Below are 12,893 nucleotides of genomic sequence, written 5' to 3'. Positions count from 1 at the left end.
AAACGAAACGTACCTAAAAGGATCCCGCTCGCCTGGAAGAGAATTCCTGCTCAGCCGACGTCGACGAGGCTGAGGATCCCCGGTGCCAGAAAGCCCACGGCGTCGATGATGAAATGCGCCCATACCAGCGGCATCAGTCTGCCTCGGCGCATGAAGTACCACCCGAAGATGATGCCCATGGCGACGTTGCCGATGAACGGCCCGATGCCCTGGTACAGGTGGTAGCTGGCGCGGAAGACTGCCAGGCTGATGATGATCGGCCACATCCCGCAGCCCAGACGCTGGAGGCGTTCGGCACCGAAACCGAAGATGATGACCTCTTCGACGATGCCGTTCTTCGCCGCAGCGAGGATGAGCACGGGAATCGTCCACCAATGATCGCCGAGGTTGGCCGGCTGGATCTCGGCCGTGATCCCCAGTGCCCTGCCGCCCGCGTAGACGCCGAGGGTGCCGATGCCGATGATGGCGAAGATCAGCGTTCCGCGACCGAGGTCCTTCCCGCTCTGACCGTTCACGCCCAGGCGAGTGCTCAGGGGCGGAGCATCGGTGTCGCGGGTGAGGAGGTAGAGGGCGAGGAGCACGGGAACGAGGGTGAACCCGATGTCGAGGATCTGGTAGACGAGGTCGAATCCGGGTCGCGGCGACATCGAGGTGTTGAGCTTCGCTTCGGCTTCGCTGATCGGGCCCCTGGTGGTGATGTCGACCAGCCGCACGATCGCGTAGACCGCGGATTGGCCCAGAGAGAGTGCCGCAACGAGACCGAGCTCGAACCACAGGCGCTTCTTCTCCTGTGGTTCGAGCTCGTTTCTCATGGATCCCACTGTAGTGGGCGTGGAATCAGTGCTTCGGTTCATCACCCGTGTCGCGGCGCTCGACCGAGGCGTCCGGAGCCGACGAGGTCGACTCGTCATGGTCGGCCACTGCCACAGAACCCGCCTCGGTGGTGGTGTCCGTCTGTGTGCCTGAGCGGGCACGATCCCTCGCGTCCGTTCCCTGCGCACCCCTCGCCTCGGCGACGTCGAGAACCTGTCCACGGGCCATGTTCTTCACGTGCTTCTTCTCCGCTCGTCGTTCCTTGGCGCCTTCGAGCAGGAGGTAGAGGACGGGCACGAGGATGAGCGTGAGCAGGGTCGAGCTGATGAGGCCGCCGATGACGACGATCGCCAGCGGCTTCGAGATGAACACTCCCCCGCCGGTCAGGCCCAACGCCATCGGCACGAGCGCGAAGATCGTGGCTGCGGCGGTCATCAGGATCGGTCGATAACGCAGTCGGGCGCCGTGGACGATCGCCGCCCGCAGATCCACACCTCGAGCCCTGAAGTGGTTGATCAGGTCGATGAGCACGATCGCGTTGGTGACCACGATGCCGATGAGCATCAGCAGACCGATCATCGAGGTCAGGCCCAGTGGCGTGTCGGTCAGCAGCGACAGCGCGATGGAGCCGGTGGCCGCGAACGGAATCGAGACCAACAGGATCAGTGGCTGCAGCAGCGACTTGAACGTAGCGACCATGATGACGAACACGATGAGGATCGCGGCGAGCATCGCCAGTCCCAGCTGGGAGAACGCTTCGTTCTGCTCCTGCGTGGCACCACCAGTGTCTACGCTGACCGAGTCGGGAATATCGACGTCGTTCAGAGCCGACTGCACATCGGCCGACACCGTTCCCAGGTCATCGCCTGCAGGTGTCACCGATACCGTGGTCGAACGCTGCGAGTCCGTGTGACGGATCGTCGGTGCGGTCTTGACCTCTTTCACCTCGGCGACGTCGCTGAGTTCGATGAACCGAGGCTCAGACGTCAGCGCCGGAGCGCCTGCCATGGCTCCCGGGTCAACGGCCGCGCCAGCGTCTCCACCGGCTCCACCGCCGGCACCGGCACCACCTGCACCGCCGGCCGCACCTGCACCGCCTTCGGCTCCACCGGCTCCGCCCGCACCTCCGGCACCACCGTCTGCGGCACCAGCGGCACCGGCAGCGCCACCGGCTGGTGCCGTCTCCTCCGGTTTGCCGGGAATCTTGAGGTCGCGCAGTTCGTCGACCGTGTCGGCGTTGCGGTCGAAGAGGAGCACCGAATGCGAGACATTGTCGATGACGACCTCACCGATGTTCTGGCCGTGCATCGCACGCTGCACGTACTGACCGATCGTGGCCTCCGTGAGGTTCTCCTCGGCGGCCTTCTCATGATCGACCTTGACCTCGATGACGGGCTGGACGGCTTCGAGGTCGCTGGTCACCGACTGAGTCCCGGGAACGCCTTCGAGCTTGTCGGTGACGGTCTTGGTGGCATCGTCGAGCTCTTTGGCATCCGAGGCCGAAAGGGTGACGTCGATGGTCTGGGCTCCGGGCATCGAGCTCTGGCTCTGCACCTCGACCTGTCCGACGTCGTTGAGGTCGTCGAACTCCTTCTGCAGCTCGTCGGAGATCGACTGCGCCGAGATTCCCGACTTGGAGGTGATGATGTAGGTGCCGGTGATCGACGAATCGTTCGTGAACCCGAAGGTGCTTCCACCGACGGAGAGCTGATAGGACTCGACGTCGCTGTTGTCTTCAAGGATCTTCTCGACCGGCTCGGCCTGCTGCGAGGCCTCATCGAGATCGGTGCCTGGGTCGAAGGTCTGCGAGACCTGCAGGCTGTCCTGACCGGTGTCGCCGAAGAGCTCGGTCTTCAGCTGCGGAATCATCGCCCCGGTCCCACCGAGGATGAGGACGGCGACCAGGATCATCACGACAGGGTGTTTGGTGGAGAACGAGATGACCGGCATGTAGGTCTTCTGCAGCCGTGTCACCGGCGAATGCATGCCGGCGAGCTCATCGACCTCGCCTGCTTCCTCATCGGTGGCACCGTAGTGGGGTGCCGTTGAGGTGGTGGCAGCGCGTGCGGAGCTCGCCTCGCTGCTCGGTTCGTCGTGGCGTCCGGCGGTGAGAATGTCCTGTTTCTTGGAGGCCTTCTTCGCAGCCTTCTTCTCGCTGCGCCATTCGGAGAGCATGCCCTTGCGGCTGCGGCGGATCTCCTTCTTCTCCGCGCGGGTGAGCTTGACCTTGGCCTCACGCTGCCGAAGGAACCAGTAGGCGAGGACGGGCACGATGGTCAGTGCCACGAACAGGCTCGAGAGCAGGGCGATGGTCGCGGTCAGGGCGAAGGGGCGGAACATCTCTCCGGTCTGACCCGAGACGAAGGCCAGCGGCAGGAACACGGCAACGGTCGTCAGGGTCGATGCGGTGATGGCTCCGGAGACTTCGGAGACGGCGGCGAGGATGTTCGCGAACTTCTCTCCTCCCGAGGCGTGCCGTCGTCGGATGGCTTCGATGACGACGATCGAGTCGTCGACGACGCGTCCGACCGAGATCGTCAAAGCACCCAGGGTCAGCATGTTCAGGGTCTCACCGCCCATCCACAGACCGACCATGGCGATGAGCAGTGACAGCGGGATCGAGATCGCTGTGATAATGGTGGCGCGGACCGAGAGCAGGAACACGAGGATGACGAGGACCGCGAAGAACAGTCCCAAGCCGCCTTCGACGAGCAGATCGTGGATCGACTGTTCGATGAATGGCGCCTGGTCGAAGGCGGAGACGAACTCGGTGTTCTCCCCCATCGACTTCTCGAGTTCGGGCAGCTTCTCGGACACAGCAGCGGAGACGTCGACGGTGTTGGCGTCGGATTCCTTCATGATCGACACCGACAGTGAGGGCTGGCCGTTGGTGCGCGAGATCGATTCCACGGGCTGGTTCTCGATCTTGACGTCGGCGACGTCGGAGAGCTTGATCGGGTCGTCCTTGCCGCTGATGACCAGGTCCTTGATGGCATCGACGGAGCGGATGCGGGTTCCGACCTCGACCGGTGCCGTGCCCGCATCGCTCTTCAGCTCGCCCGCCGAGGTGGGGATGCCGTTGGACTGGAGGATGCCGGCGATCTCGTCGAGGTTGGCTCCCTCATCTTCGAGGTCGTCTCGACGAATCGTGACCTCGACCTGTTTGGTCTTCGCACCGGCGATCATGACCTGTGAGACGCCGTCGATCTTCTTCAGCTCGGGTTCGGCGATGTCCTCGAGGTTGGCGGCGAGTTTGTCCTCGTCGGCGTCCGAGGTCACGGACAGTGCGAGGACGGGAATGTCATCGGTTCCGGCCGTGTTCACGGTGGGTTCGACACCCTCGGGCAGCGCGGCCTGGACCTGCGAGACTGCGCGTTGGAGGGACTTGACGACGTCGTCGGAGTCCTCACCGTATTTGGTGCTCACGGTGATCGAGGAACTGCCTGCCGAGGAGGTCGAGGTCATATCCTCGACCTCGGGCAGCGCCGTCAGCGCACCTTCCAAGGGGTCGGTGACCTCTTGTTCGACGGCCTCCGGGGTTGCGCCTTCGTATGAGGCGGTGACTGTGGCTTGGGGGTTTTCGAGGGAGGGGAACAGCTCCTGTTTGAGAGCTCCCGCCCCGATGATGCCGAAGATGATGGCGACGACGGAAATGAGCGCGATGAGTGCACGATTTCGCAGACTCAAACGGGTCAGAAAACTCACGTGGTGACTCTCTAGTCGGTGTGCACCCGCAGAGATCGGCTGCAGGGGGATGGTGCTCCGGGAACCAATACTAGTGATTCACACTATCCAAATCACGTGAGCAGTACCTGAGTGCCCGCGGGCGGACGAGCAGCGTGTATGCGTGCCGACGAACTGACTACCTTCGCGCCGCGAGACTCAGCTCAGATCGTCGTCGATCCGCTCGTTCTGCTCTGCCTTGCGCACCACACGGGGCCGGGTTTCACGACCGGTGAACCAGTAGGCGGCGGCCAAGATGCCGAGGACGCCGGTGAGCATGAACGCCCAGGAGTAGTCGAAGTGATCGACGACGACTCCGGCGATGATGGGTCCGAGGATGGCTCCCGCGTCGAGGGCCATCTGATATTTCGCCAGGACCCGGCCGCCCTTGCGATCGCGGCCGATGACGTCGGCAACTGTGGCCTGCTGAGCGGGGTTGGCCAGTCCCGAACCGATGCCGGCGACGACGGAGAGGATGAAGAACAGCCAGATTGAGTCGGTGAACGCCAAGGCCGAGGTGCTCACGCCGAGGACGAGCAGCCCCCATTGGATGAAGGGTTTGCGCCCGTAGGTGTCTGCGTATCTGCCGACGACGGTGACCGCTGAGGCGTTGCCGATCGCGAACATCGTCAGCGCCAGACCGGCGACCGCAGTGTCTGCCCGCAGGGCTTGGATGGCAAAGAGCGGGTAGATGGCCACGCGGATGCCCATGGCCGACCAGCCCTGAACGAACGCAGAGATCAGGGCGGCACGGTAGGCGGAGTCGGCCCACGCCTGCTTGAACGTCATTACCTCCATCTGCGTCTCGTCCTTCGTCGCCTCCAGGCGAGCACGACCGAGTTTGGTCGAGGAGCCTTCCGAAGCGGTGGAGGCGAGGAAGATGCGCACGACGATGGCGGCAATGAGGAGACCGACGGCGTAGATGATGAAGGGGATGCGCATACCCCACCCGGCCATCGCTCCGCCGAGGACGGGGCCGGCGATGTTGCCGACGAGGAAGGCCGTGGCGTAGGTGCTCGAGGCCTTGGCTCTGGCATCGATCGGTGCCAACCGAATGATCAGTGCCATCGCGGAGACGGTGAACATCGTTGACCCGATTCCGCCCAGCCCACGGAAGACAAGCAGCTGCCAGTAGCTCTGCGCGAAGGCGACGGCCGCGGTGGAGGCCGCGACGATGAGAAGGCCGGAGATGTAGATGCGACGTTCACCGAAGGCGTCGACGAGGCGACCGGAGGAAGGTGAGAAGACGAACCTGAAGAAGGCGAAGGAGGAGACGACGATCGTGGCGGCGGTGACTCCGAAGTTGAAGCTCGCTGCGAACTGCGGAAGAACCGGGGCGATGATGCCGTAGCCCAACGCCACGATGAAGGCCGCGGCGACGAGGACGTAGATCTCCTTCGGGAGCCTGCGTGAGGCAGCGGTCGACTCTAACTGCGCGTCATCGTTGTCTGTCACAGGGTATCGAGGAACTGCTCGGGGTCCGGCAGCGGCCGAGTGCTGTTGGACAGACGCTGTCGGTAGCGTTCGGGGACAGCACCGATGTAGAGCCAGCCCATGAGCAGTTCGCTCTCTTTCAGTCGGTGGAGTCTGCGCACGGCAGGTTCGTTGGTGAGGTTTCCGCTGCGCCACATGACGCCCCAGCCGGCCTGCCACAGAGCGAGCTCGAGCAGGTGACCTGCCCCAGCTGCTGTGGCGTGCTGTTCCCATTCGGGGACTTTCGGGTTGTCCTGTGGGGAGGCGACGAGGGCCAGGAGGAGTTCTGCCCGCAGCGGCTTCTCGTTGATCTCTCCGGCCTTGCGCTGCACGTTGCCTGCTTCGTCGAGGGCCTCGCCGAGGCGGATCCGATCGTGACCGCGGATGATGATGAATCGCCAGGGCTTGAGCCCTTTGTGGTCAGCAACCGAAGAGACTGCATGGATGAGTTCTCGCAGGTCGGCGTCGTTCGGGGTCTGCGGGTCAAGTTTCGAGATGGACCGGCGGGTGGCGATCGCGTGCAGAACGGGGTCGGCGACGATGTCGATCGAGCTCGGAACAGAATAGTCCGGACCCGCCGGACCGGGCGCGACCGTCATCTCGGTCTTCGACGAAGTGGATGACGAAGCCGCGGTCGAAGGAACAGCGTCGCTCGAAGACGCAGCGTCCGTCGATGGCGACGGTTCTGCGCCCAGCTTCCTCGCCCAGGGGCCAGTCTGGCCATCGAGGAAGTGCGCGCGCACGCGGTCCCTCGTCACATCACAGGCGTCGACGTCTCTCGGACGCCTCTTCTTGCCCGCCTTCTTCGACATTCAGCTCACCCAATCCGCAAACGCCTCCCGTGCATGGGACAGCTTCGGATCAATGATGACACGGCAGTACCCGTTGTTACGGTTCTCGGTGTAAAAGTCCTGGTGGACAGCCTCGGCGGTGTGGAAGACGCCCAGGGGTTCGAGGGTCGTGACGATCGGAGCCTCGAAGAGTCCCTGTGCCTCGGCGATGGCTGCCTCGAAGCGCGCCTTTTCTTCGTCGTCGGCGTAGAACATGGACGACCGGTATTGGGTGCCGACGTCATAGCCCTGAGCATTGAGGCTCGTGGGGTCGTGCCCGGTGAAGAAGAGGCCCAGGATCACGCTTTCGGGAACGATGTCCGGGTCGAAAGTGACCTGCAGAGCTTCGGCATGGCCGGACGTGCCGGAACAGACTTCGCGGTAATGCGGATTGGGCGTGTGGCCTCCGGTATATCCGGAGATCACCGAGGTGACTCCCGTGGTCCGCTGGTAGACAGCGTCGAGGCACCAGAAACAGCCAGCGCCCAGAGTCAGGGTACGAAGTTCAGTCATATTCCGTACAACGATGACGCGCGCAGGTTATTCCCGGTCGGTGCGAATCTTCAGCTCGCAGCATCCGGCGGCCTCAGAGGAGCATCGAACTCGGCAGAGTGAATCCGAGCTCGCTGGCCGCCTGCTGAGTTGAGGGCTGGTTCCAGAATTTCGCCACCGAGGTGTTCGTCGACAGGGATCGCATCTCTGCCTTGTCGAGGTACATGATGCCGTCGAGATGATCGGTCTCGTGGGCGACGATGCGTGCCGACCACCCGGCGACCACCTCGGCGATGGGCGTGGCGTTGAGACCAACGCCGGTGAGCTCGATCGAGCGCGGCCGAGCGACGACCGCCTGGTAGCCGGGGATCGACAGGCAGCCTTCGAAGAAGGCGACGTTCTCCGAGGTGGCGGGGGTGTATTCGGCGTTGAGGACGACGCGCAGGGGCATCGGGGACCGTTGCCGCACCTCGGCGGTCTCCGGGTCGAGGCTGCCGGGGTCTTCGGCGACGAACATCGACAGGCCGATGCCCACCTGTGGCCCGGCCAACCCCACGCCTGGTGCGGCGAGCATGGTCGCCCGCATCACCTCGGCGAGTTGGTTCAGTTCCGCGTCGTCGACCTGCCCGTCGAAGGGACGGGTGGTCTGCCGCAGGATCGGATCGCCGGCCTCGACGATCGGGGCCACTCCCCCGCCTGCTTCTGCTGCGGCGAGGACGGCGCGGATCTGGGCGGCGATGAGGGCATCGGCGTCGTTCATGGGCATGGTGCTGTCAGCTCGATCAGACGTCGCGGGCGACGATGAGTTCGGCGTGCTTGAGCAGCGGGGCGTCGATCATCTTGCCCTCGTAGGCAAACGCGCCCTTCTCGGACTTCGCGAGATCGAGCACGGCCTTCGCCCAGGTCAGCTGCTCTTCGCTGGGGCGGAACGCATCGCGGACGACGGGGACGTGGTTGGGGTGGATGGAGACCTTGCCGCTGAAGCCGGACTGCACGGCGTCCTCGGCCTCCTCAGCCAGCCCATCGAGGTTCGGGATGTCGGCCCAGATCGAGTCGAGGGCGAACTTGCCGTGAGCACGCGCGGCCAAGAGGGTGGAGTTGCGTACGTGCTTGGCGACGTCGCGGTATCCGCCGTCAGCGGTGCGCGAGGATCCCCCGCCGAGGTCGGCGATGAGGTCTTCGGATCCCCACATCAGTGCGTAGGCGTTGGGGGCGGCGGCGATCTCGGCGACGTTGACGGCACCCAGTGCTGTCTCGATCAGTGCGATGACCTGGTAGTCGCCGAGGACCGTGAGGTCGGAGGCATGTTCGGCCTTCGGCAGCATGACGGCCGTGTAGTCGGTCTTCGCCAGCATTGCCAGATCATCGCCGAGGTGGTCCGAATCTCGGGCGTTGATGCGCACCACCGTGCGGGTGGGGTCCAGGGGGTAGTCGATGATCGCTTCGCGGGCAGCGGCTTTGTCACCGTCGTTGACGGCGTCCTCGAGGTCGAGAATGACGATATCGGAGCGTTCGGCGGCCTTCGTGTAGCGATCGGGGCGGTCACCTGGGACGAACAGCCAGGCCGGCTTGAATTCCAATGTCATCGTGGTGCTCACTTTCCTGTCTCGTTCGCTGTGTCTGCGTGGCTGGAGTCGAACATCATGGTCTGGCGCACGGCCTTGGCCACGAGAGTCCCGTCCTGGTTGTAGCCGCGGTGCTCCAAGGTCACGATGCCCTGGCCGGGACGGGACTTCGAGTTGCGCTTGTCGAGGATCGTCGTCTCCGCGTACAAGGTGTCGCCATGGAAGACCGGGGCGGGGAAGGCGACTTCGGAGAAGCCGAGATTGCCCACGATCGTGCCCTGCGTCAGCTGCGTGACCGAGAGGCCGATGAGGGTGGAGAGAGTGAACATCGAGTTGACGAGTCGCTGGCCGAAGGGCTCGGTCGCTGCGAAGGCCGCGTCGAGGTGAAGGGCTTGCGTATTCATGGTCACGGCGGTGAACCAGGTGTTGTCCGCCTCGGTGATGGTCCGGCCGGGTGCGTGCTTGTAGATCGCGCCGACTTCCATCTCGTCCAGCCATAGACCTCGTTGTTCGATGACCTTCTGCTCACTCATGCGTCACTCCTCTGTGTCACGTGTGTCTCTGACCACTTGTCGTGATGCGAGCTTATCGTCTGCCGTTCGACGGCAGGCAGTCAGGGTCCCACGCTGGGACCCTGACTGCCTGCCGCCGATTTCTCCCGAGCATCTCAGCCGGCGATCTCAGCCTCGAATACGGTGAAGGCGGAGTTCCATCCGTCGTAGGCGCTGGCATCGGAGCCGGAGTCGTTGGGAATGCCGGTCAGAGCGAACGTCATCCGGGTGGTGTTCGCATCGACCTCCTCGAACACGACGCTGACCTGCGGAGCGTCGTCGACATCGCCTGGGCTTCCCCAGGTGAAGTCGAGCCTGTGAGGGGCCTCGACGACCAGGTATTTGCCCGCGGTGGGAAATTCCTGTCCAGTCTCGTCGATGCGCATGGTGTAGGTGTAGAGACCGCCCACGCGCAGGTCGACGCTGACGGACTCTCGCGGGGTGACCAACGTTTCCGGGTGGAACCAGCGGGCCATGACATCGGGATTGGTCCAGGCTTCCCAGACACGGTCTCGTGGCGCTGCGAACTCGCGGACGATGGTGAAGCCAGGCTCCTCGGTCGTTGGCTGTGCGGTGTCGGCTGCTGTGCTGTTGTGGTTCATGATGGTTCTCCTCCTTGAGTCGATCATTTCTCCTCGGCCAATACCTGGTCGAGGTTGTCGAACCGCTGCTCCCAATCCTCGTGTGCTGCCAGCAGCCAGCCTGTGGCGGTTGTCAGCTGTTCGGTATTGAGATGCACGATCCGTGTCTGTGCGCTCTTGGTCCTGGTGATCAGCCCAGCGTCCTCGAGCACCTTGAGATGCTGTGAGACAGCCGACCTGCTGATGGTCAGCGGTTCAGCCAACTCTCCTGCGCTGAGGTCCCCTTCTCGCAGGCGGTCGATCATCGCCCGCCGAGTCGGGTCAGCCAAAGCGCCGAACAGCGAACTCAGATTCATTTCAGCATCTCCTTAATTAAGTGAGTACTACAATACGGCGTGAGACACAGATGTCAAGGGCCTTCTGCGAAACCCGACCGGACGCATCGACCCGCTAGGCTGGTGGCATCGGCTCAACGACTATCTTCAGGAGAGACATGGATCGCGACTCGATCGAATGCTGGTTGACCGACATGGACGGCGTCCTGGTCAAAGAGAACAATCCTCTGCCGGGTGCCGCCGAGCTCCTCGCACAGTGGCGGCAGGCAGATATCCCGTTCCTCGTCCTGACGAACAACTCCATCTATACCGCCCGTGACCTCTCGGCCCGGCTCCGCTCGAATGGCCTCGAGGTTCCTGAATCGCACATCTGGACTTCGGCTATGGCCACAGCTGACTTCCTGTCCAACCAGGTCGAACACGGCACCGCCTATGTTGTCGGCGAGGCAGGACTGACCACAGCCATCCATGACGCCGGGTTCGTCATGACCGAGAAGGATCCCGACTTCGTCGTCGTCGGCGAGACTCACACCTACTCATTCGAAGCGATCACGAAGGCGATCCGGCTCATCCAGGGCGGTTCGCGCTTCATCGTGACCAACCCTGATGCCACCGGCCCCAGCCCCGAGGGAATCCTCCCCGCGACCGGCGCCATCGCAGCCCTGATCACCAAGGCCACGAACCGAGACCCCTATGTGGTGGGCAAACCCAATCCCATGATGTTCCGTTCTGCGCTCAACAAGATCGGCGCTCATTCGATGAGCACCGCGATGATCGGCGACCGAATGGACACAGATATCATCGCGGGAATGGAAGCGGGCATGCACACCGTGCTCGTCCTGACCGGAATCTCCTCCGCCGATGATGTCCGTCGTTTCCCATTCCGTCCCAATGAGATCGTCAATGGGGTTCACGAGCTCCTCGACGTCCCCCTCGATCAGCGGGAGACCCTGGGCCCAGACATCACCGGTTCCGCCTGAGGCGGCTCGCTTCGGCTAACACGGCCGCCACAGACTCACTGCAGAGACGAGGTCAGGCGCATCACGGACTCCAGGTAGCGGCGGATGTAGGGCCGCTGCTCCCACTCGTCGAGTGAGAGTTCACTGCTCTCGGCCTGGTACTCGGCGACCACCTCGGCGATGTCGCCGACGAGGTCTCCCCCGGTCGTGAGCAGGCTGATCTCGTAGTTGAGGCCGAATGAGCGCATGTCCAGGTTCGACGAGCCCATCACGGCGTACTCGTCATCGACGAGGAGGCACTTGGTGTGCAGGACCTGCGGCTTCGGGTAGCGGAAGATCCGCACCCCGACCTCCAGCAGCGAGCGGTAGTACGAGGCCTGAGCGAAGTCGACCATGAACTGGTCGGCCTGTTCGCTGACATAGAGTTCGACGTCGACGCCGCGCTCGGCGGCAGTGACGACGGCGGCCAACAGCGACTCATCGGGCACGAAGTAGGGGCTGACGATCGCCAGTCGCTTCTGCGCCAGATACATCATCGAGGTGAATACCTTGAGGTTTGGTTCGGTGGTGAAGCCTGGGCCCGAGGGGACGAGCTGCATGGCACTCGTCTGCCCACCCACGTCCGGCAGGTAGGCGTCACGATCATAGGTCCTGATCCCCAAAGACTCACCGCATTCTGTGTACCAGTCGGTGGCGAACACCGCCTCGACAGCGGCGACGATGGGTCCGGAGAGTTCGACCATGATGTCATGCCAGGCCCGGCCGATCTTCACGTTCGACTTCTTCAGGTACGAGGAGTCGATCATATTCTGGGACCCCATCATCGCCCTCTTCCCGTCGACGACGAGGAGCTTGCGGTGATTGCGCAGATCAATGCGCCGGGTCTTCCCACGCCAGGGGATGAAGGGAAGCATGAGGTGCCAGTCGATTCCGCCCTTGGTCAGACGTTTGCCGAGGCGGTGGAATCCCGGGTACTTCCGAGAGCCGATGTGGTCGAAGAGGACCCTGACCTTCACACCCCGACCTGCGGCGCGTTCGAGCGCGCGGAAGAAGATGTCGGTCGTCGAATCCCAGGCCATGATGTAGATCTCGACGTGCACGTACTCTCGGGCTTCATCGACGAGTTCTGACATTCGTTCGATGCTGGTCTCGTAGTCGCTGATGACACCGTGGCTGTCGCCGGTGACCATCGGCAGAGCCGTGAGCCTGCGCCCCAGCTGGGCGATCGACACGAACCCCGGGGCAGTCTGCAGCGACGGGGGCACATCGGGCAGATCGTCGGCGCCTTCGTGCATGAGCTCATCGGCCTGCGCCTGGATACGTGCCCGACGCCGATTGATGTAGGGGCTGCCGAGCATCAGGAACAGCGGGATCCCGACGAGAGGGACGAACAGGATGAGCAGCAGCCAGGCCGATGATGATGAGGGCCTGCGGTCCTCTGGGACGACGCCGACGGCAATGATCTTCACCACGTATTCGATGACGATCCAACTCACACCCAGGACCGATGCCACGACGCTGTAGTCCACGTACATCCTCTCTGTCCTCGACTGATTCTGTGCTCCACACTA

At 63.5% G+C, this 12,893-nt stretch carries 12 protein-coding genes; 1 reads left to right on the top strand and 11 read right to left on the bottom strand.

Annotated elements, in window-relative coordinates; all coding sequences use genetic code 11:
• Nucleotides 1-50: 50 nt before the first annotated feature.
• From LQ788_RS05495 to LQ788_RS05450, 10 genes are all read right to left on the bottom strand, one after another.
• Complete coding sequence (locus LQ788_RS05495) at nucleotides 51-812, bottom strand: CPBP family intramembrane glutamic endopeptidase (protein ID WP_231445790.1); 762 nt, start codon at nucleotides 810-812, stop codon at nucleotides 51-53.
• A gap of 25 nt (nucleotides 813-837) precedes the next feature.
• Complete coding sequence (locus LQ788_RS05490; protein WP_231445789.1) at nucleotides 838-4,518, bottom strand: efflux RND transporter permease subunit; 3,681 nt, start codon at nucleotides 4,516-4,518, stop codon at nucleotides 838-840.
• Between the two features lie 177 nt (nucleotides 4,519-4,695).
• Nucleotides 4,696-5,991, bottom strand: a complete 1,296-nt coding sequence (locus LQ788_RS05485; protein WP_231445788.1) for an MFS transporter — start codon at nucleotides 5,989-5,991, stop codon at nucleotides 4,696-4,698.
• Complete coding sequence (locus tag LQ788_RS05480; protein ID WP_231445787.1) at nucleotides 5,988-6,821, bottom strand: nitroreductase family protein; 834 nt, start codon at nucleotides 6,819-6,821, stop codon at nucleotides 5,988-5,990. Before LQ788_RS05480 ends, LQ788_RS05485 begins: the two co-directional genes overlap by 4 nt.
• On the bottom strand, nucleotides 6,822-7,352 hold the full coding sequence (msrA, locus tag LQ788_RS05475; RefSeq protein WP_231445786.1) for a peptide-methionine (S)-S-oxide reductase MsrA: 531 nt from the start codon (nucleotides 7,350-7,352) through the stop codon (nucleotides 6,822-6,824).
• A 73-nt stretch (nucleotides 7,353-7,425) separates the two neighbouring features.
• A complete protein-coding gene (locus LQ788_RS05470; protein ID WP_317207061.1) occupies nucleotides 7,426-8,097 on the bottom strand; it encodes a peptide deformylase in 672 nt (223 codons plus the stop codon).
• Nucleotides 8,098-8,113: 16 nt separating this feature from the next.
• Nucleotides 8,114-8,917, bottom strand: a complete 804-nt coding sequence (locus LQ788_RS05465) for an HpcH/HpaI aldolase/citrate lyase family protein (RefSeq protein WP_231445785.1) — start codon at nucleotides 8,915-8,917, stop codon at nucleotides 8,114-8,116.
• An 8-nt stretch (nucleotides 8,918-8,925) separates the two neighbouring features.
• Entirely contained in the window at nucleotides 8,926-9,429 is a 504-nt protein-coding gene (locus tag LQ788_RS05460; RefSeq protein WP_092103290.1) for a MaoC family dehydratase, read from the bottom strand.
• Between the two features lie 134 nt (nucleotides 9,430-9,563).
• A complete protein-coding gene (locus LQ788_RS05455; protein ID WP_231445784.1) occupies nucleotides 9,564-10,049 on the bottom strand; it encodes an SRPBCC family protein in 486 nt (161 codons plus the stop codon).
• A 23-nt stretch (nucleotides 10,050-10,072) separates the two neighbouring features.
• A complete protein-coding gene (locus tag LQ788_RS05450; protein WP_231445783.1) occupies nucleotides 10,073-10,384 on the bottom strand; it encodes an ArsR/SmtB family transcription factor in 312 nt (103 codons plus the stop codon).
• 137 nt (nucleotides 10,385-10,521) lie between these two features.
• On the opposite strand from LQ788_RS05450, the gene LQ788_RS05445 reads away from it, so the two are divergent.
• Nucleotides 10,522-11,343, top strand: a complete 822-nt coding sequence (locus tag LQ788_RS05445; protein WP_231445782.1) for an HAD-IIA family hydrolase — start codon at nucleotides 10,522-10,524, stop codon at nucleotides 11,341-11,343.
• A 35-nt stretch (nucleotides 11,344-11,378) separates the two neighbouring features.
• On the opposite strand, the gene cls is transcribed toward LQ788_RS05445, so the two are convergent.
• The gene (gene cls, locus LQ788_RS05440) at nucleotides 11,379-12,857 is read right to left on the bottom strand and encodes a cardiolipin synthase (protein WP_231445781.1); all 1,479 of its coding nucleotides are present in this window, start codon (nucleotides 12,855-12,857) and stop codon (nucleotides 11,379-11,381) included.
• Nucleotides 12,858-12,893 lie beyond the last annotated feature (36 nt).

The organism is Brevibacterium zhoupengii, assembly GCF_021117425.1.
Taxonomy (GTDB): Bacteria; Actinomycetota; Actinomycetes; order Actinomycetales; family Brevibacteriaceae; genus Brevibacterium; species Brevibacterium zhoupengii.
Note: the sequence above shows the minus strand (reverse complement) of the source record. Positions and strands in the feature narration are given on the sequence as shown.